Origin of the sequence: Paraburkholderia atlantica, from assembly GCF_000092885.1 — a bacterium.
GTDB lineage: Bacteria > Pseudomonadota > Gammaproteobacteria > Burkholderiales > Burkholderiaceae > Paraburkholderia > Paraburkholderia atlantica.
Genome location: NC_014117.1, coordinates 2,086,433 through 2,105,196, shown reverse-complemented (window position 1 = coordinate 2,105,196; position 18,764 = coordinate 2,086,433). Strand labels below are relative to the sequence as shown.

The window sequence follows — 18,764 nt, the reverse complement described above, 5'->3', positions numbered from 1 at the left end:
GGGCCGTGGATCATTCGATGAAAAGCGAGGCCAGTACGCGCCGCCGCCAGAATTTGCGCAGATCGCCGCGCGTGACGGTCAGCGTCACCGAGCCGGTGTCGCCGCACAGCGTGAGGCCGAGCTCCGCGAGTTCGCCCGCCTGCAGTGCCGCCAGCGTGGGCTCGAACCAGTCGGTCTGCAGCGCGGCGAATGCCTGGTTCCAGCGCGCCCAGTCCTGTTCGATGTAGGGCGCGGAGAATGGATCGAGTTCGACGAGTGTCGCGCCGCTGCCGTTGCCGTTGGCTGCACCGCGCAGTTCGCGATACGACGCCGGCGGCGCGCCTGGGGTGATCCCCGCGCTGAGCGCGAGGCCGCGCGTCGCGGCGGCGTCGGAGAGCACCTGCGCGAACGGACTGCGCACGGGCCGTGCGGCGCCTTGCGCATGAAACCAGATCGAGTTGACGGCTGGCAGCCCGCGTGCTTCGCGCGCTTCGTTGACCGGATGCTCGAACCATGCCATCTGCACTTCGTTCTGCAGCTTCATCCATGCGCGCGAGCGTTCGCCGGAATGCGCTTCGTGCGGCAGCCAGATCTCGATGTTGCGGCCGCTCGCGCGCAACGGCGACGCGCCCGCGAGCGTGCCGAACGCGTCGCTCGACAGATACCAGCGGGTCGGCTTCGGCGCTTCGATGCGTACGCCAATCTCCTCGATCAGCGGACGCGCCAGCGCGAGCAGCGTGGTTGCGTCTTCGTCCGACAGATCGAGCGACGCCGGGTCGATCAGCACCAGGTGGTCGTGCGCGATGTGCACGTGCACCGGCTGCACGCAGGCCCACGTCGCGCTGCCGGGTTCGCCGCCGTCGGCGCGCAGCATGTAGGGCGCGAGCGGGGCTTCGTCGGCGGCGGCCGTGCCATCAGGCAGCGCGCCGAATTGTCGCGCGACCCAGCGCTCGTGCGGCAGCGTGCGTTGAAAATCCTCGCCGATCACGCGTTCGATCAGCGTCGCGCGCGCGATCAGCCTGTCGAGGGCGGGACTGCGGATGTCGTGAAGCGCGGTGGAGGCGTCGGCGGCGGCGGGCAGCGCGAAGGGCAGCAGAAGATGGAGGCGGTCGGCAGGCATGATGCTGCGCATTGTAGGGCAAACGGTGCGAGTATTTCGACGAAGCACGGCCGGTTTCTCGATGACGTTCCGAGGCATGCGCTTTGCGCGAGCCGGCGGCATTGTGTGGCAAACTTCGCGCTTGATCGCTGGACGAGGCACGGGCGGCACGCCGTGCCGCCACGCCTCCATGCGCCGGCGGAGCCGCACAGCGGCTGCGCGGGCGCGGAACGATCCGCGCCGCCGCGAGCCCAACGATCACGACGCTCGGGCCGCTCGGCACACGCTCGATGTCCGCCGCTCCCGACACACAGTCGAAGAACGCACAAAAGGATTCGCTTGAAATTTCCCTACGAATGGCAGATTGGCTGGCGCTACACACGCGCCGGCAAACGCACGACCGGTAACGGCTTCATATCGTTCATCGCGCTGGTGTCGATGTCGGGCATCGCGCTTGGCGTCGCGGCGCTGATCGTGGTGCTGTCGGTGATGAACGGCTTTCAGAAAGAGGTGCGCGACCGCATGCTGTCGGTGCTCGCGCACGTCGAGATCTTTTCGCCGACCGGTTCGATGCCCGAGTGGCAACTGACCGCGAAGGAAGCGCGGCAGAACCAGCAGGTGATCGGCGCGGCGCCCTACGTCGAGGCCCAGGCGCTGCTCACGCGCCAGGATGCGGTAAGCGGGGTCGCGTTGCGCGGCATCGAGCCGACGCTCGAGCCCGAAGTGTCCGATATCGGCAAGGAAATGAAAGGCGGCAAGCTGTCCGACCTCGTGCCCGGCGATTTCGGCATCGTGCTCGGCGCCGATCTCGCGGCCAATCTCGGCGTGCAACTGAACGACAAGATCACGCTCGTCGCGCCCGAAGGCACGATCACGCCGGCCGGCATGCTGCCGCGCCTGAAGCAGTTCACGGTGGTCGGCATCTTCGAGTCGGGGCATTACGAATACGACAGCACGCTAGCGCTGATCAACATCAAGGACGCACAGGCGCTGTTCCGGCTGCCCGCGCCGACCGGCGTGCGGCTGCGCCTGACCGACATGCAGCGCGCGCCGGAAGTCGCGCATCAGCTCGCGCGCACGCTGTCGGGCGACCTGTACATTCGCGACTGGACCCAGCAGAACAAGACCTGGTTCTCGGCGGTGCAGATCGAGAAGCGCATGATGTTCATCATCCTGACGCTGATCATTGCGGTGGCCGCGTTCAATCTGGTGTCGTCGCTGGTGATGACGGTGACCAACAAACAGGCCGATATCGCGATCCTGCGCACGCTAGGCGCGCAGCCCGGCTCGATCATGAAGATCTTCGTCGTGCAGGGCGTGACGATCGGCTTCATCGGCACGGCGACCGGCGTCGCGCTCGGCTGCCTGATCGCGTGGAGCATTCCGTGGCTGGTGCCGATGATCGAGCATCTGCTCGGCGTGCAGTTCCTGCCGCCGTCGGTGTACTTCATCAGCGAGCTGCCGTCCGAGCTGGTTCCGGCCGACGTCGCTCGCATCGGCATCATTGCGTTCGTGCTGTCCGCGCTCGCCACGCTGTATCCGAGCTGGCGCGGCGCGAAAGTCCGTCCGGCGGAGGCGCTGCGCTATGAATGACCGCCTCGTCCATCCCTCAACCGATTCATCCATGACCGCTCAGGACCCCGCATCGTATCCGTACGTGCTCGAAGCCACCGGCATTTCCAAATCGTTCGTGCAGGGTGGCCTGAACGTGCAGGTGCTCAACAATGCTGAACTCGCCGTGCGGCGAGGCGAAAAGCTCGCGATCGTCGGCGCGTCGGGTTCCGGCAAGAGCACGCTGCTGCACGTGCTCGGCGGTCTCGACGATCCGAGCGCGGGCGAGGTGTCGGTGCTCGGCAAGCCGTTCACGAAGCTCTCCGAGCGTGAGCGCAACGACCTGCGCAATCGCGCGCTCGGTTTCGTTTATCAGTTTCACCATCTGCTGCCGGAGTTTTCCGCGCTCGATAACGTCGCGATGCCGCTGCGGATTCGTCGCGAGACGACCGAAGTCGCGCGCCGCGAGGCAATGGCGGTGCTGGAGCGCGTCGGCATGGGGCATCGCGCGAAGCATCGGCCGGGCGAGCTGTCGGGCGGCGAGCGTCAGCGTGTCGCGATCGCGCGCGCGCTCGTCACGAAGCCCGCCTGCGTGCTCGCCGACGAGCCGACCGGCAACCTCGACGGCGGCACCGCCGACACGGTATTCAACCTGATGCTCGAACTGTCGCGCACGCTCGAGACGAGCTTCGTGATCGTCACGCACGACCCGGAACTGGCGGGGCGCTGCGATCGCATCATGCGGCTGCGCGACGGCGTGCTCCACGAAGAGCCGCCCGTGCCGGTCTGAACCCGGATTGAGCCCGGGTTGAGCCAAACCCCGGCACGGTCGTTGCGAGTGGTCCGCGGATGACTGACCGCCGCCGCGAACCGCCGGACCACCTTCGGGCCGGTCACATTGCCAGTGAGACAACCCATGTGGATCGATACGCACTGCCATCTCGACGCTTCGGAGTTCGACGCCGATCGTGACGCGGTCGCCGCGTCCGCGCGCGAGGCGGGCGTGTCGCGCATCGTGATTCCGGCGATCGGGCGACAAAACTTCGCGGCGGTGCGCGAGCTCGCGCATCGCGTCGACGGCGGCGCGTACGCGCTCGGCATTCATCCGATGTACACGCCAGGCGCCGTCGATGCCGACCTCGACCTGCTGCGCATGGAGATCGAGGCGAGTCTCGACGATCCGCGCTTCGTCGGCATCGGCGAGATCGGGCTGGACTTTTTCGTCGACGGTCTCGACGATGCGCGCCAGCAGTTTTTCTACAACGGCCAGCTGCAGCTCGCGCGCGAATTCGATCTTCCGGTCATCTGCCATGTGCGCAAATCGCAGGATCAGGTGATCGCGGGATTGCGGCGGCATCAGATCCATCGCGGCATTGCGCACGCATTCAATGGCAGTTTCCAGCAGGCGCAGGCTTATATCGATCAGGGCCTGCATCTTGGCTTCGGCGGCAACCTGACGTTCGAGCGCGCGCGGCAGATCCGCCGACTCGCCGAACAGCTGCCGCTCGACGCGCTGGTCGTCGAGACCGACGCGCCCGATATCGCGCCGTCGTGGATGTACAGGCAGCGCAATTCGCCGGAGCAGATTCCGGCGATCGGCGCGAGCCTCGCGCAACTGCGCGGTGTCACTTCCGACGCAGCCGCCCTTGGCACAACGGCTAACGCGCTCGCCGCGCTGCCACGACTCGCGCTTTCCTCTGCATAATCGATTTCGTTGATCGAAAGGGTTCGCGCCGGGCGATGCCCACGCCCGGCGGGCTCGTTGCTGCCTGTTCGCCGGCGCGTGACGACGCTCGGCGCCAACGACGCGGAGGGCGGATGCGGGCGGTCTGGTGTGGGTTTGCGTTGGGCGTGATCTGGCTGCAGCAACAGGCGGCGTTGCCGGATGCGGGCGGATGGTGGACGTTGATACTGGTCGGCTGCGCGGCCGCCGGCGTTGCCGTGTGGGGTTTGCGTGGCGATGGGGCGGGCGTGGCGTACCAGCTCGAATACGAGCGGCGCTTGTCGAGCCGGCTCGCCAAGCGCGTACGGCGCGACGCCCGCATGCGACGGGTGGCGGGTTGGGGCGCCGTGTGGTGCGCGGCGATCTGCGTCGGTTTCGGCTATGCGTCTGTGCGCGCTCAAACGCGGCTCGCGGCGAGTCTGCCGCATGAGTGGGAAGGGCGCGACATCGAGGTGGTCGGCACTATCAAGGGATTGCCGACGCGCGACGACAAAGGCGCGCGCTTCCTGTTCGACGTCGAGACGAACGATGCGCGGCTCGCCGCTTTCCCGCGCGTGATCCAACTCGCCTGGATCGCGCGCGACGCCCCGACGCCGCGGCTCGAACCGGGCGAGCGCTGGCGTCTGACCGTGCGCCTGAAGCGCCCGCACGGCAACGCGAATTTCGGCGTGCGCGATGCCGAGGCGAGTCTACTCGCACGCAACGTCCGCGCGACTGGCTACGTGAGCGTGCCGGATCATGCGCGGCGCCTCGCCGGTCCCGCGCACGGGTTCGCCGTGCTGGTCGACCGCTGGCGCGCCGCGTTGCGTGCGCGTATCGACACAGTGCTGGCCGATGCGCCGCATCGCGGCATCGTCGTCGCGCTCGCGATCGGCGCGCAGGACCAGCTGAGCCGCGCCGACTGGCAATTGATGCGCGAAACCGGCACGAGTCATCTGGTGGCGATTTCGGGCTTGCATATCGGCTTCGTCGCGGGGCTGACCGGCTGGCTCGCCGCAGCAATCTGGCGACGGTCGGGCTGGCTCGGCCGCAACTGGCCGCTGCGCTTGCCCGCGCAGCTCGTCGGCGTGACGGCCGGTGCGATCTTCGCCGCGCTGCATGCCGCGCTCGCGGGCTTCAACGTGCCGGCGCAACGCGCGCTGTGGATGGCCGCGCTCGTCGCGCTCGCGTTCGTCGGCGGCCGGCAGCTGGCGCGCTCGACCGTGCTCGCGTGGGCGCTCGGGCTCGTGCTGCTGGTCGATCCGTGGGCGGTCGTGTCGGCCGGTTTCTGGCTGTCGTTCTGCGCGGTCGGCGCGATCCTGTTCGCGATGTCGGGACGGCCGCGCGTGCGGGGTCCGCAGACGTCCCGTCAGCATGAAGACGGGGAGGGCGGCGCGGCGCAACACAGGTGGCTGGCGCTGCGTCCGGTATTGATCCGGCATCTGCGCGCACTCGCCGAACGCTTGCGCAGCGCCGCGCACGTGCAGATCGCGGTGACTGTCGCGCTTGCGCCGCTGACCGCCAACTGGTTCGCGCAGATTCCGCTCGTCGGTCCGCTCGCGAACGCGTTTGCGATTCCGTGGGTGAGCGCGCTCGTCACGCCGGCAGTGCTCGCGGGCGTCGCATTGCCCGCGCCGCTCGATGCGTTCGCGTGGCGCGCCGCGCACACGCTGCTCGATGGTCTCGCGGCCGGCCTGCAGCTGGTGTCGGGGCCGCGCTGGACCTTGTGGTGGTTGCCGCAGCCGCATGCGTGGGCGCTCGCCGCGGCGGCGGTCGGTGTGCTGTGGTGTCTCGCGCCGCGCGGCTGGCCGCTGCGCTGGGCGGCGCCGCTGACGTGGCTGCCGATGCTGATGCCCAGCGCAAACGGCGCGCTCGCCGAGCCATCGGGCGCGTTCCGTCTGACTGCGCTCGATGTCGGGCAGGGCTCGTCGGTGCTCGTGCAGACCGCCCATCACGCGTTGCTGTTCGATGCGGGTCCGGGCCCCGAATCGACGCACGCGGGCGAGCGCGTGGTGGTGCCGTTCCTGCAGGCGCAAGGCGTGACGACGCTCGATACGTTGATGATCAGTCACGCCGATTCGGATCATGCGGGCGGCGCGCCGGCGGTGCTCGATGCGATCGAGGTGCGTCAATTGGTGGCCGGCCTCGCGCCGGACAATTCGCTGTGGCCTCAGGCAAAGCAGCATGGCACACGCACGCTGCCGTGCGTGGCGGGGCAGCGCTGGCAGTGGGACGGTGTCGAGTTCGCGGTATTGTGGCCGGACGCCGGGGCGCTCACCGGCAAGGCGAACGAGCATTGCTGCGTGTTGAGGGTCAGCACGTTGTCCGCCACCAACGCAGGCCAAGCGGCAGCGTTGGCCGGTGCGAACGCGCCGCGTGTCGCGGCCCTGCTGAGCGCCGACATCGAAGCGCCGACCGAACGTGCGCTGCTCGCACGCGATCGCAAGATGCTGCGCGCGCAAGTATTGATGGTGCCGCATCATGGCAGCAAGACCTCGTCGACCGAACCGTTCCTCGACTCTATCGATCCGTCCATCGCGTTATTTCAGGTAGGCTACGAGAATCGTTTTCATCATCCGAACGCAGGCGTATTCGCGCGCTATGTGGCGCGTCATATCGAGCTTGCGCGCAGCGATCGCGATGGCGCCGTCAGGGTCGACGTCGATCCGGGCGCGCGCGGTGAGGAGGGCGCCGTGCTCACGCTCGTGCGCTACCGTGACATGCATCGCCGCTACTGGATGGAGCCCTGAGCGCGTCGCGCCTCAATGAGCGCAACGGCGCAGACAAGCGGCGCAAACAGCGCTATAAGCGGCACAGGAAAAGCGCCCGCCCGCGCGTAAAAAACACAACGGAGATTGCCGCAGTTGAAAAACATCATCCATTTCTCGCACGCGAACGGCTTTCCGGCCTCGACTTACCGGACCATCTTCGCCGAACTCTCCGACGACTACGAGGTGCGCTCGATCGAGCGGATCGGTCATGATGCGCGCTTTCCGGTCACGCAGGACTGGCCTCATCTGGTCGAGCAACTGCTCGACGACATCGCCCGCACATACGAGCAGCCGGTGTGGCTCGTCGGGCATTCGCTCGGCGGGTATCTGTCGCTGATGGCGGCGCTGAAAAAGCCGCAGTGGGTGAGGGGCGTCGTGATGCTCGACTCGCCGGTCATCGCCGGTTGGCGCAGCAGCATGCTGCGCGTGTCGCAATGGACCGGGCTCGACGAGCGGCTGTCGCCCGCCGCCGCGACGCGCAAGCGCCGCACCCAATGGACGAGCCGCGACGAAGCATGGCGGCATTTCTATTCGAAACCCGCGTTCGCGCGCTGGGACGAGCGCATGCTGTCCGACTACATCGACTTCGGCATTCCGCAGAGTTCGCCCGACGGTACCCGGGTGCTCGTGTTCGATCGCCGCACCGAATACCAAATCTACCGAACTTTGCCGCATACGCTCGGCGCGCGGCTCGCGCGCGGCGCGCCGGTGCCGGTCGGGTTCATCGCCGGCACACGCTCGAAGGAAATCCGCCAGGTCGGTCTCGACGCAACGCGGCGCGCGACCGGCGGGCACGTCGAGTGGATCGAGGGCAGCCATCTGTATCCGATGGAAAAGCCGATCGAAACCGCGCGTGCGGTGCAACGCATGTTGCGCGAGCTGGAGCGAACCGCCTGACGCGCTGCGCTCACGAAGCGCGCCCCAAACTGCTGCGCCGGCTGCCCCGCGAGGCGGCATCGGCGCACGGCGGGCCGGTCGTTTTTTGCTGGGTCGGGACCATCCTTTACGGTATAATCCGTTTTTCCCGCGAGCATCCAGCGATGACCAAATATGTTTTCGTCACCGGCGGCGTAGTATCTTCCCTCGGCAAGGGTATTGCCGCCGCTTCCCTCGCCGCGATCCTCGAATCGCGCGGTCTTAAAGTCACCCTCCTCAAACTCGATCCCTACATCAACGTCGACCCCGGCACGATGAGCCCGTTTCAACACGGCGAAGTGTTCGTGACGGAAGACGGAGCGGAAACCGACCTCGACCTCGGCCACTACGAGCGCTTCATCAGCACGAAGATGCGCAAGGCCAACAACTTCACCACGGGCCAGATTTACGAATCGGTGATCCGCAAGGAACGCCGCGGCGATTATCTCGGCAAGACCGTGCAGGTCATTCCGCACATCACCAACGAAATCCAGGCATTCGTCGAACGCGGCGCAGCTTCTGCGACGTGCGGCGAGCCGGATGTCGCGATCGTCGAAGTGGGTGGCACGGTGGGTGACATCGAATCGCTGCCGTTCCTCGAAGCCGCGCGTCAAATGAGCCTGCGCCTCGGCCGCAACAGCGCGTGCTTCGTGCACCTGACGCTGGTGCCCTGGGTTGCCACGGCCGGCGAACTCAAAACCAAGCCTACCCAGCACAGCGTGCAGAAGCTGCGCGAAATCGGCATCTCGCCGCACGTGCTGCTGTGCCGTGCCGACCGCCGCATTCCGGACGACGAGCGCGCGAAGATCTCGCTGTTCTCGAACGTGCCTGAAGACGCGGTGATTTCCGTGTGGGACGCGGACAGCATCTACAAGATTCCGCAGATGCTGCACGACCAGGGTCTCGACGCGATCATCTGCGAAGAGTTGAAGCTCGCGCCGAAGGCGGCGGACCTCTCCATGTGGTCGGACCTCGTCGAGAAGCTGCAGAATCCGAAGCACGAAGTGACGATCGGCATGGTCGGCAAGTACGTCGATCTGACCGAGTCGTACAAGTCGCTGATCGAAGCGCTGCGCCATGCGTCGATGCACACGTCGACGCGCGTGAACATCGAGTACATCGACTCCGAAGAGATCGAAACGCAAGGCGTCGAAAGCCTCAAGCATCTCGACGCGGTGCTCGTGCCGGGCGGCTTCGGCCGTCGCGGCACCGAAGGCAAGATTGCCGCGATCCGCTACGCACGCGAAGCGAAGGTGCCGTATCTCGGCATCTGCCTCGGCATGCAACTCGCCGTGATCGAATTCGCGCGTGATGTGGTCGGCCTGAAGGATGCGAACAGCACCGAGTTCGATCAGGAAACGAAGAACCGCGTGGTCGCGCTGATCACCGAGTGGTACGACCGCGAAGGCCGCGTCGAGAAGCGCACCGAAGAGTCGGACCTCGGCGGCACGATGCGTCTCGGCTCGCAGCGCTGCCCGATCAAGCCGGGCACGCTCGCCGAAGAGATCTACGGCACGGATGTGAACGAGCGTCATCGTCACCGTTATGAGGTGAATAACCGTTTCGTGCCCCAGCTCGAAGGAGGTGGCCTCATCATTAGCGCCCGTACGCCGAGCGAGGATCTGCCGGAAATGATGGAGCTGCCGCGCAGCATGCACCCGTGGTTCGTCGGCGTGCAGTTCCACCCGGAATTCACGTCCACGCCACGTGACGGTCATCCGCTGTTCAAGTCGTTCGTCGAAGCGGCGCTCGCGCATCAGCAGTCGAGGGTCGAGGAGAAAGCATGAAACTGGGCGATTTCGAAATCGGGCTCGACAAGCCGTTTTTCCTGATCGCCGGTACCTGTGTCGTCGAATCCGAACAGATGACGATCGACACGGCCGGCCGCCTGAAGGAAATCTGCGCGAAGCTGAACATTCCGTTCATCTACAAATCGTCGTACGACAAGGCCAATCGCAGCAGCGGCAAGTCGTTCCGCGGTCTGGGCATGGACGAAGGTCTGCGCATCCTGTCAGAAGTGAAGCGCCAGCTCGGTCTGCCGGTGCTGACCGATGTCCACGCCGAGCACGAGATCGAGCAGGTCGCGTCGGTCGTTGACGTGCTGCAAACACCCGCGTTCCTGTGCCGTCAGACGGACTTCATCCACGCGTGTGCACGCTCGGGCAAGCCGGTCAACATCAAGAAGGGCCAGTTTCTCGCGCCGCACGACATGAAGAACGTGATCGACAAGGCGCGTGACGCCGCGCGTGAAGCAGGTCTGTCGGAAGACCGCTTCATGGCGTGCGAGCGCGGCGTGTCGTTCGGCTATAACAACCTCGTGTCGGACATGCGTTCGCTCGCGATCATGCGCGAGACCAACGCGCCGGTCGTGTTCGACGCGACGCACTCGGTGCAGTTGCCGGGCGGTCAGGGCACGAGCTCGGGCGGCCAGCGCGAATTCGTGCCGGTGCTCGCGCGCGCCGCGGTCGCGGTCGGCGTCGCGGGCCTGTTCATGGAAACGCACCCGAATCCGGCGCAAGCAAAGTCGGACGGGCCGAACGCGGTGCCGCTCAATCGCATGGCCGACCTCCTCGAGACGCTCGTCACGCTCGACCAGGCCGTCAAGCGCGGCCCGTTCCTCGAAAGCGACTTCAACTGATTCAGGTGTGCGCCGCGTGTCACGATTGCTCTCGATCATCGACCCGCGGCGTTTTCGCATAGTGGTCGCCGAACGTATCGGCGCGCGAGTTGTCTGTCGGGGAGACCGGCAGGTACGCGATGCAAGGTCCCAGTAAAGAATTCAACGTCATCCTTTGAGGAAACCATGAGTGCTATCGTAGACATCATCGGTCGAGAGATTCTCGATTCGCGAGGCAACCCCACCGTCGAATGCGACGTGCTGCTCGAGTCGGGCACGATGGGCCGCGCAGCCGTGCCGTCGGGCGCGTCGACCGGCTCGCGCGAAGCGATCGAACTGCGCGACGGCGAAGCCGGCCGCTACGGCGGCAAGGGCGTGCTGAAGGCCGTCGAGCACATCAACACGGAAATCTCCGAAGCGATCATGGGTCTCGACGCTTCCGAGCAGGCGTTCCTCGACAAGACGCTGCTCGAGCTCGACGGCACCGACAACAAGTCGCGCCTCGGCGCGAATGCGATGCTGGCCGTGTCGATGGCCGTCGCGAAGGCCGCCGCTGAAGAAGCCGGCCTGCCGCTGTACCGCTACTTCGGCGGCTCTGGCGCGATGCAACTGCCGGTGCCGATGATGAACATCGTCAACGGCGGCGCGCACGCGAACAACAGCCTGGACATCCAGGAATTCATGATCGTGCCGGTCAGCCAGCCGAGCTTCCGCGAAGCACTGCGCTGCGGCGCCGAAGTGTTCCACGCGCTGAAGAAGATCCTGTCGGATCGCGGCATGAGCACGGCCGTTGGCGACGAAGGCGGCTTCGCGCCGAACTTCGGCAGCAACGAGGAATGCCTGTCCACCATTTTGCAAGCCATCGAGAAGGCGGGCTATCGCGCCGGTGAAGACGTGCTGCTCGCACTCGACTGCGCGGCCAGCGAGTTCTACCACGACGGCAAGTACCAGCTCGCGGGCGAAGGCCTGCAGCTGTCGTCGACGGAATTCGCGGATTACCTCGCGAACCTGGCGGACAAGTTCCCGATCGTGTCGATCGAAGACGGCATGCACGAAGGCGACTGGGAAGGCTGGAAGATCCTGACCGACAAGCTCGGCGACAAGGTCCAGCTGGTCGGCGACGACCTGTTCGTCACGAACACGCGCATCCTGAAGGAAGGCATCGAGAAGGGCATCGCGAACTCGATCCTGATCAAGATCAACCAGATCGGCACGCTGACGGAAACCTTCGCGGCGATCGAAATGGCCAAGCGCGCGGGCTACACGGCCGTGATTTCGCACCGCTCGGGCGAAACCGAAGACTCGACGATCGCGGACATCGCCGTCGGTCTGAACGCCGGCCAGATCAAGACCGGTTCGCTGTCGCGTTCGGATCGCATCTCGAAGTACAACCAGCTGCTGCGTATCGAGGAAGATCTCGGCGATATCGCGAGCTACCCGGGCAAGTCGGCGTTCTACAATCTGCGCTAAGCGTTGTCGCCAGATTGTTCACGTCGATCGATGAGCCGGTTATCCTTCGTTTCTGACTGACCTCGCCGCCCTGCGTATAGCGCAGGGCGGCGCGTATTTATTGTGCTTACTTCATGCGGCTTGTCACTGCTGTCCTGATCGTTCTGCTGGCATTGATCCAGTACCCGCTCTGGTGGGGGCATGGCGGCTGGTTGCGCGTGCACGAGTTGCAGGGCCAACTCGCGCAGCAACTGCAGAAGAATGCCGATGCCAAGCTGCGCAACGAGCGCATCCAGGGTGAAGTGCAGGATCTGCAGAACGGCACCGCCGCGGTAGAAGAACGGGCGCGCTACGAAATGGGCATGGTCAAGGACGGCGAAGTGTTCGCGCAGTTCGTGTCACCGAACCAGCCGTTGCCGTTGGCGAATACGCCGTCGGCGGATACGTCGACGCGCGGTGAGGTGTCGGCCGCGCCGCTGCACGTGGTGCCGAATCCCGAGTCGCGCGCGAAACCGGATCGCAAGCATGGCGGGAAGGCGGCGGCTGCGAAGGAGAAGAAGCCGGCGCACTGAGGTTCGATATCTCGCATCGGCTTCGCCACGAAGGGCGCAAAAAAAAGCGCGGTTCATCTGGAACCGCGCTTTTTGTTTTGTGGGCTGCCGTATGCGCTGCTACCAGCCCCAATACGGCCCGAACCCGACGCCGACCCCGGTTCCCCAGCCACGTCCCCAGCCGCCGCTCGAGAAGCCCAAGGAAAACCTCACGGGCGGCGAGCGCGAGTAATAGCGGGACCAGGCTTGCGCGGCGGCGTCCGTGGCGATCGCCTGATTCTGTTCGAACATCACCTGTTGCTCGATCGCGTCATAGCGCGCGCGTTCCTCCGGTGTCAGCGTCTGTGTATGGCTGATGGCCTCCGCCTGATCGGGCGGCAGACGGCTCAGAATCGGCGCAGGGCCCGGCGGATCGATCGAGCAGGCTGCCAGCGCCGCGCAGCCCGCGAGGACGGCCAGCATCAACGAAAGCGTGTGCTTCATGGTCGAATCTCCATCGGTCCAAGGTCCGAGGCTCGAGCAGGCGTATTCCAACACGCGGCGCCGCATCCTTCCAATGTATCAACGCGGCGCTCAAATGCAACGCGCCGCCCGAGCCGTGACGAGGCAAGGGGCGGCACGGTCAGGACTTCCGTCGAAAAGCGCGATCACTTCGTGGGCACGCACTCCGCTTCAGCGAAAGCGTGGGTTTTAGTGCCGCTGCGCGGCCGCCGGCGTCACGCCTTGTGAGAGTCCTCCGGCGACGAAAAGTTGCGCGACGTCGACCGGGTCGAACTCGTAGCGCTGATTGCAAAACTCGCAGTGAATCTCGACGTGGCCACGCTCCTCGATCACGCCGTCGACTTCATCGCGGCCAAGCATCTTCAGCATCGCGCCGACTTTTTCGCGCGAGCAAGTGCATTCGAAACGCGCGGTGACCGGCTCGAAATGCTGGACGTTTTCCTGCCAGAACAGGCGCCGGAACACCGTCTCCGGTTCTTCCTTCAGCAACTCGTCCTGTGACAGCGTACCGCCGAGCGTGCACACGCGCTCCCACGTATCCGCGTCGAGCGCGCCCGGATGCGGGACGATGCCGCCGTCGCCCGGCAGCTTCTGCAGCAGCATGCCGACCGCGCGCTCCGTATTCGCCGCGAGCCACATGCGCGTGTCGAGCTGCTCGGAGTGATGCATGTAGTGCTCGAGCACTTCGGCGATCGACTTCAGCGGTCCATTCGCGCCCGATAGCGGCACGATACTCTGGTACGGCTGCTGGCCGGGCTGCTTGTCGGTCGGGTCGAGCGTGATCACGCAGCGGCCGTGGCCGCTCGCGTTCACGAGATCGATCAGCGAGGTCGTGTCGTCGATGGTATGGGCGGTTTCGCCGGACAGCTTCGCGGTGGCGCGCATCGTCAGGTTCGAGCTGCACTGCACGACCAGCATCTTGATCGGGCCATCGCCGAAAATCTGCATGACGAGCGTGCCGTCGAACTTCAGGTTCGCCGACAGCAGCGCGCACGCGGCCATCATTTCGCCCAGAATCGTTCGCACGGGCGCCGGATAATCGCGGCGCGTCAGCACGTCCTGCCAGGTATTGCGCAGGGAAACGATCTCGCCGCGCACCGGCGCCGCGCTGAACATGAATTTTTGCAACTGGTCGCTCACAACTTTTCCTCGCTGGAATGACGCGGCGTGATGCCGCGCCTTTGCGCGCCGCGCGCTGGCCGTCTAGCCGATGCGTACGAGCTGCGCCTTGAAATACTCGCGCCGCCCGGCATAGCTTGCCGCGGCGCGCTGCAGGTTGGCGATATCCGCTTCCGTCAATTCGCGGACCGCCTTCGCGGGCGCGCCGAGGATCAGCGTATTGTCCGGAAACACCTTGCCCTCGGTGACGATCGCACCCGCTCCGACCAGACAGTTGCGGCCGATCACCGCGCCATTCAAGACCACCGCCTGAATTCCGATCAACGCGCCCTCCCTGATCGTGCAGCCGTGCAGCATCGCCTGATGGCCGATCGTCACGTTCGACTCGACCGTCAGCGGATAGCCGGGGTCGGTGTGCAGCACCGCGTTTTCCTGCACGTTGCTGCCGGCGCCGATCGTGATCGGCTCGTTGTCGCCGCGCAGCGTCGCGCCGAACCACACGCTTGCGTTCTCCGCGAGCGTCACGTTGCCGATGATGTTCGCCGAATCCGCGACGAACACGCTTTCATGAATGATCGGGGCGGCTTCGCCCAGCTTGTAAATCGTCACAATGTCTCCTTGTCGGTCGGAGCCAGGCCTTGGGGCTGCTCCGATCCCGTGCACGATGGGTGTCTGATCGATTGCCTCGCATGGGCAGGGCGGCGTGCGCCCGGCGCGGTGCGAGTTTGGCGGTCCTGCGTCGCCAACTGACGGGCGTGCCCGGAAGCGCGCCGGATGGTCGAATCGGGTATTGTAAACGGTTGTGTGCTTGAGCCGCTCGGCCGCTCGCGTGCGGGTCCGGCGCCGTCTTTCCATCGCCTTCACCGCTTCCGTCGCCTATCCCTTTGTCATGACGTCCGCCGCTTCGCCCGTTTCTGTCGCGTCTTCCGCATCGAATTCTCACGACGAGCCGTTGTGTGCGCGCCGCGCCGCGCTCGCCGCGCTGTGCGCGCGGGAACCGGCCGCGAAGGCCGCGGCGGCCCGCGAACTGTACGCTGCGGTACTCAACGGCCGCGCGCTCTGTGACGCCGACCTCGATCTCGCCGAGCCCGCCGGCCTGCCGGGCCGTCCTGAACGGCCGGAACTGGTCGAGCCGCGCCAACTCGGGCGACGCAGCATGCAGTCGCCGCAGGGCCGTGCGGTGCTGCTCCACGCGCTCGCGCACATCGAGTTCAACGCGATCAATCTGGCGCTCGACGCAGTCTGGCGCTTCCCCCGCATGCCCGCCGGGTTCTATACCGACTGGCTCAAGGTCGCCGCCGAAGAGGCATATCACTACTCGCTGCTCGCCGCGCGTCTCGCCGAACACGGCCACGCGTACGGCGATTTCCCGGCGCATGGCGGCCTGTGGGACATGTGCGAGCGCACCCGCGGCGACGTACTCGCGCGCATGGCGCTCGTGCCGCGTACGCTCGAAGCGCGGGGCCTCGACGCGTCGCCGCCGATCCGCGCGCGTCTGCAGCAGGCCGGCGATCACGCGTCGGCGGCGATTCTCGACGTGATCCTGCGCGATGAAATCGGCCACGTGCTGATCGGCAACCGCTGGTTTCGTCACCTGTGCGACGCGGACGGCCTCGATCCGCACCAGACGTATCTGCGTCTGGCCGACCAGTATCACGCGCCGAAACTGCGTGGCCCGTTCAATTTCGAAGCACGCCGCGACGCTGGTTTCGACGATGCCGAACTCGCCGCGCTCGCCCGTGAGGATGCGCAGCAAGGCACATAGGCTACGGACGACCCGGCGTCGCCCCAACAATCCGTCACCACCTGTTGCGCCTCCGTCCCTATAATCGAACGACCATTCTTTTTACGGGTGCGACGTTGATGAATACTTCCCGCTCTGAGTTCGTTACCGCGCATGGCGTCCGGCTGCACGTGCGGCGCTGGGGACGTCCCGACGCGCCGATGCTGTTCATGCTGCACGGCTGGATGGACGTCGGCGCGTCGTTCCAGTTCGTCGTCGATGCGCTCGGCGGCGACTGGCAGGTGATCGCGCCCGACATGCGCGGCTTCGGTCTGTCCGACTGGCCGGTCGCCGAGAGCGGCGGCGGCAGCTACTGGGTGCATGACTATCTCGGCGATCTCGACGCGTTGATCGACCACTACGCGCCCGACGGCGAGGTGAACCTCGTCGGTCACAGCCTGGGTGCCAACGTCGTGTGCCTGTACGCGGGCGTGCGGCCGGAGCGAGTACGGCGCGTGGTCGATCTGGAGGGCTTCGGGCTCGCGCATTCGCATCCGGCGCAGGCGCCGAAGCGCCTGCTGACCTGGCTCGACGAACTGCGCGATCCACCGCAGCTGAAGCGCTACGCGTCGCTCGACGAGGTCGCCGCGCGCCTGATCAAAACCAATCCGCGCCTCGATCCGCGGCGCGCGCAGTTTCTCGCGCAGCACTGGTCGAAGCCGGATGGCGAAGGGCGCTTCATGCTGCTCGCCGATCCGGCGCACAAGGTCCGTGGCCCGACGTTGTATCGCCTCGACGAAGTGATGGCGGTGTGGCGCAAGGTCAGCGCAAAGGTGCTGCACGTCGAGGCCGCCGGCTCGGCGACGCTCGCGCGGATCGCCGGCGACGTGCCGCTCGACGAATTCAAGGCGCGTTTCCACGCGTTTGCCGACTGGCGCGAAAAGATCATCGACGGCGCGGGGCACATGGTGCATCACGACCAGCCGGAGCAGATCGCCGCGTTGATCGAGGGTTTCTGCGCGTAGCACGGTGAATGAAGCTACGGCTGAAACGGCGCTCGCGGGTCGCCCGGACGGCGGTCTCGGCACTGCCCGGTTCTACCTCGCGGCACGCGGGTAAGCCGCGGCCGGCGTCGCGAGATACCCCTGCGGACCCTTACTGCATTGCAGTAAAATGACCGCAGAACCCTTCCAGGACCACGATGAACGCCGATCTTCACTGCCACTCCACCGTTTCCGACGGCCAGTTCGCGCCGACCGACGTCGCGCGCCGCGCGCACGCAAACGGCGTGACGCTGTGGGCGCTCACCGATCACGACGAAGTGGGTGGCCAGCACGAGGCGCGCGCCGCGGCCGAGGCGCTCGGCATGAACTACCTGAGCGGCGTCGAGATTTCGGTCACGTGGGCGGGGCGCACCGTGCACATCGTCGGACTCGGCATCGATCCGACCAGCCAGATCCTGATCGACGGTCTCGCTCGCACGCGCGACGGCCGCGCCGCGCGCGCCGAAGCAATCGGCGAGCAACTGGCCACGCTCGGCATTCCAGACGCGTACGAGGGCGCGCTTCGTTACGTGTCCAATCCCGACATGATGTCGCGCACACATTTCGCGCGCTTCATGGTCGAACACGGCCACTGCGCAAACACCCAGGAAGTATTCGACCGCTATCTCGGCGACGGCAAGCCGGGTTACGTCGCGCACCGCTGGGCCAAGCTCGCCGACGCGCTCGGCTGGATCCATGCCGCGGGGGGCGTCGCGATCGTCGCGCATCCGGGCCGCTACGCCTATTCGCAACTCGAGTTCGACGCATTCTTCGGTGAATTCATCGACCTCGGCGGCAAGGCGATCGAGGTCGTGACCGGCAGCCATACGCCCGACCAATACCGCGAATATGCGGACGTCGCGCGTCGCTATGGCTTCGAGGCCTCGCGCGGTTCCGACTTCCATGCGCCCGGCGAAGGCCGCATCGAACTCGGCACACTGCCGCCGCTACCCGCCGATTTGAAGCCGGTCTGGGAACGCTGGCTGTGACCGCGCGCCGTGCCGGAACGGCACGTCTCGCGCGCGGGCCGGCTGGATGCGGCACGCGCTCTGCTCGCCGCAGCCCATCCGCCGCAGTTCGTCTGCCGCCATCGTGAGTCTCCATGTCCCAATACTTTCGGCTTCATCCCGACAATCCGCAGCCGCGCCTCGTCAAGCAGGCCGCGCAGATCATCAACGACGGCGGCGTGGTCGCCTTGCCGACCGACTCGACCTACGCGCTCGCCTGCCGTCTCGACGACAAGGATGCGGTCGAACGCCTGCGGCGTATCCGCGGACTCGACGAAAAGCAGCTGCTGTCGCTGCTCGTGCGCGATCTGTCGGAACTCGCTAATTTTGCGATGGTGGACAACTGGCAGTATCGGCTGCTGAAATCGGTGACGCCAGGTCCGTACGTGTTCGTGCTGCAGGCCACCAAGGAAGTGCCGCGACGCGTGTCGCACCCGTCGCGCAAGACGATCGGTCTGCGCGTGCCGGATCATGCGATCACGCTCGCGATTCTCGAGGAGCTCGGCCAGCCGCTGCTCGGCACGACGCTGATCATGCCCGGCGAAACCGAGCCACTGAACGACCCCGAGGAAATCCGCGCGCGGCTCGAAAAGCAGCTCGATCTGGTGATCGACGGGGGCGCGTGCGTGTGCGAGCCGTCCACCGTGATCGATCTGACCGGCTCGGAGCCGGTGCTGGTGCGGGCAGGGCGCGGCCAGCTCGAGCCGTTCGGCCTCGAGCAAACGGCGTGAGCGGCC

The 18,764-nt window shown here is 66.1% G+C and carries 17 protein-coding genes; 13 read left to right on the top strand and 4 right to left on the bottom strand.

Annotation, left to right across the window (positions count from 1 at the left end; all coding sequences use genetic code 11):
• Positions 1 to 10 precede the first annotated feature (10 nt).
• Positions 11 to 1,111 (bottom strand): hypothetical protein, encoded by a 1,101-nt coding sequence (locus BC1002_RS09375; protein ID WP_013089808.1) that lies wholly within the window; start codon positions 1,109 to 1,111, stop codon positions 11 to 13.
• A gap of 306 nt (positions 1,112 to 1,417) precedes the next feature.
• On the opposite strand from BC1002_RS09375, the gene BC1002_RS09370 reads away from it, so the two are divergent.
• The 9 genes from BC1002_RS09370 to ftsB all read left to right on the top strand — a co-directional run bounded on the left by BC1002_RS09370 (position 1,418) and on the right by ftsB (position 12,655).
• Positions 1,418 to 2,671, top strand: a complete 1,254-nt coding sequence (locus BC1002_RS09370; RefSeq protein ID WP_013089807.1) for a lipoprotein-releasing ABC transporter permease subunit — start codon at positions 1,418 to 1,420, stop codon at positions 2,669 to 2,671.
• Between the two features lie 31 nt (positions 2,672 to 2,702).
• Complete coding sequence (gene lolD, locus BC1002_RS09365; protein ID WP_018435427.1) at positions 2,703 to 3,419, top strand: lipoprotein-releasing ABC transporter ATP-binding protein LolD; 717 nt, start codon at positions 2,703 to 2,705, stop codon at positions 3,417 to 3,419.
• 126 nt (positions 3,420 to 3,545) lie between these two features.
• Positions 3,546 to 4,334, top strand: a complete 789-nt coding sequence (locus tag BC1002_RS09360; protein ID WP_013089805.1) for a TatD family hydrolase — start codon at positions 3,546 to 3,548, stop codon at positions 4,332 to 4,334.
• Between the two features lie 113 nt (positions 4,335 to 4,447).
• Positions 4,448 to 7,081 carry a DNA internalization-related competence protein ComEC/Rec2 gene (locus tag BC1002_RS09355; RefSeq protein ID WP_013089804.1) on the top strand — a complete coding sequence of 878 codons (2,634 nt, stop codon included), beginning with the start codon at positions 4,448 to 4,450 and terminating at the stop codon, positions 7,079 to 7,081.
• A gap of 114 nt (positions 7,082 to 7,195) precedes the next feature.
• Positions 7,196 to 7,999 (top strand): alpha/beta fold hydrolase, encoded by an 804-nt coding sequence (locus tag BC1002_RS09350; RefSeq protein ID WP_013089803.1) that lies wholly within the window; start codon positions 7,196 to 7,198, stop codon positions 7,997 to 7,999.
• A 143-nt stretch (positions 8,000 to 8,142) separates the two neighbouring features.
• Complete coding sequence (locus BC1002_RS09345; protein WP_013089802.1) at positions 8,143 to 9,804, top strand: CTP synthase; 1,662 nt, start codon at positions 8,143 to 8,145, stop codon at positions 9,802 to 9,804.
• Positions 9,801 to 10,655 carry a 3-deoxy-8-phosphooctulonate synthase gene (gene kdsA, locus BC1002_RS09340; protein WP_013089801.1) on the top strand — a complete coding sequence of 285 codons (855 nt, stop codon included), beginning with the start codon at positions 9,801 to 9,803 and terminating at the stop codon, positions 10,653 to 10,655. The genes BC1002_RS09345 and kdsA overlap by 4 nt, the downstream gene beginning before the upstream one ends.
• Positions 10,656 to 10,820: 165 nt before the next feature.
• On the top strand, positions 10,821 to 12,104 hold the full coding sequence (eno, locus tag BC1002_RS09335) for a phosphopyruvate hydratase (protein WP_013089800.1): 1,284 nt from the start codon (positions 10,821 to 10,823) through the stop codon (positions 12,102 to 12,104).
• A gap of 113 nt (positions 12,105 to 12,217) precedes the next feature.
• Positions 12,218 to 12,655: a cell division protein FtsB gene (ftsB, locus tag BC1002_RS09330; protein WP_013089799.1), complete on the top strand. Its 438-nt coding sequence runs from the start codon at positions 12,218 to 12,220 to the stop codon at positions 12,653 to 12,655.
• 99 nt (positions 12,656 to 12,754) lie between these two features.
• Here ftsB and BC1002_RS09325 read toward each other — a convergent pair whose 3' ends face one another.
• From BC1002_RS09325 to BC1002_RS09315, 3 genes are all read right to left on the bottom strand, one after another.
• On the bottom strand, positions 12,755 to 13,117 hold the full coding sequence (locus BC1002_RS09325) for a hypothetical protein (RefSeq protein ID WP_013089798.1): 363 nt from the start codon (positions 13,115 to 13,117) through the stop codon (positions 12,755 to 12,757).
• 207 nt (positions 13,118 to 13,324) lie between these two features.
• Positions 13,325 to 14,275 (bottom strand): Hsp33 family molecular chaperone HslO, encoded by a 951-nt coding sequence (gene hslO / locus BC1002_RS09320; protein WP_013089797.1) that lies wholly within the window; start codon positions 14,273 to 14,275, stop codon positions 13,325 to 13,327.
• 63 nt (positions 14,276 to 14,338) lie between these two features.
• Positions 14,339 to 14,863 (bottom strand): gamma carbonic anhydrase family protein, encoded by a 525-nt coding sequence (locus BC1002_RS09315; RefSeq protein WP_013089796.1) that lies wholly within the window; start codon positions 14,861 to 14,863, stop codon positions 14,339 to 14,341.
• A 280-nt stretch (positions 14,864 to 15,143) separates the two neighbouring features.
• Between BC1002_RS09315 and BC1002_RS09310 the strand changes: the two genes are divergently transcribed.
• From BC1002_RS09310 to BC1002_RS09295, 4 genes are all read left to right on the top strand, one after another.
• Positions 15,144 to 16,019, top strand: a complete 876-nt coding sequence (locus BC1002_RS09310; RefSeq protein WP_013089795.1) for a ferritin-like domain-containing protein — start codon at positions 15,144 to 15,146, stop codon at positions 16,017 to 16,019.
• Positions 16,020 to 16,117: 98 nt separating this feature from the next.
• The gene (locus BC1002_RS09305; protein WP_013089794.1) at positions 16,118 to 17,002 is read left to right on the top strand and encodes an alpha/beta fold hydrolase; all 885 of its coding nucleotides are present in this window, start codon (positions 16,118 to 16,120) and stop codon (positions 17,000 to 17,002) included.
• Between the two features lie 176 nt (positions 17,003 to 17,178).
• Positions 17,179 to 18,009 (top strand): 3',5'-nucleoside bisphosphate phosphatase, encoded by an 831-nt coding sequence (locus BC1002_RS09300; RefSeq protein WP_013089793.1) that lies wholly within the window; start codon positions 17,179 to 17,181, stop codon positions 18,007 to 18,009.
• A 113-nt stretch (positions 18,010 to 18,122) separates the two neighbouring features.
• Complete coding sequence (locus BC1002_RS09295) at positions 18,123 to 18,758, top strand: L-threonylcarbamoyladenylate synthase (RefSeq protein ID WP_013089792.1); 636 nt, start codon at positions 18,123 to 18,125, stop codon at positions 18,756 to 18,758.
• Positions 18,759 to 18,764 lie beyond the last annotated feature (6 nt).

Excerpts from the sequence above, each read along its gene's own strand:
- BC1002_RS09375 (WP_013089808.1), bottom strand. The coding sequence starts at position 1,111 with ATGCGCAGCATCATGCCTGCCGACCGCCTCCATCTTCTGCTGCCCTTC.
- lolD (WP_018435427.1), top strand. The coding sequence starts at position 2,703 with ATGACCGCTCAGGACCCCGCATCGTATCCGTACGTGCTCGAAGCCACC.
- BC1002_RS09360 (WP_013089805.1), top strand. The coding sequence starts at position 3,546 with ATGTGGATCGATACGCACTGCCATCTCGACGCTTCGGAGTTCGACGCC.
- BC1002_RS09355 (WP_013089804.1), top strand. The coding sequence starts at position 4,448 with ATGCGGGCGGTCTGGTGTGGGTTTGCGTTGGGCGTGATCTGGCTGCAG.
- BC1002_RS09345 (WP_013089802.1), top strand. The coding sequence starts at position 8,143 with ATGACCAAATATGTTTTCGTCACCGGCGGCGTAGTATCTTCCCTCGGC.
- kdsA (WP_013089801.1), top strand. The coding sequence starts at position 9,801 with ATGAAACTGGGCGATTTCGAAATCGGGCTCGACAAGCCGTTTTTCCTG.
- eno (WP_013089800.1), top strand. The coding sequence starts at position 10,821 with ATGAGTGCTATCGTAGACATCATCGGTCGAGAGATTCTCGATTCGCGA.
- ftsB (WP_013089799.1), top strand. The coding sequence starts at position 12,218 with ATGCGGCTTGTCACTGCTGTCCTGATCGTTCTGCTGGCATTGATCCAG.
- BC1002_RS09325 (WP_013089798.1), bottom strand. The coding sequence starts at position 13,117 with ATGAAGCACACGCTTTCGTTGATGCTGGCCGTCCTCGCGGGCTGCGCG.
- BC1002_RS09310 (WP_013089795.1), top strand. The coding sequence starts at position 15,144 with ATGACGTCCGCCGCTTCGCCCGTTTCTGTCGCGTCTTCCGCATCGAAT.
- BC1002_RS09305 (WP_013089794.1), top strand. The coding sequence starts at position 16,118 with ATGAATACTTCCCGCTCTGAGTTCGTTACCGCGCATGGCGTCCGGCTG.
- BC1002_RS09300 (WP_013089793.1), top strand. The coding sequence starts at position 17,179 with ATGAACGCCGATCTTCACTGCCACTCCACCGTTTCCGACGGCCAGTTC.
- BC1002_RS09295 (WP_013089792.1), top strand. The coding sequence starts at position 18,123 with ATGTCCCAATACTTTCGGCTTCATCCCGACAATCCGCAGCCGCGCCTC.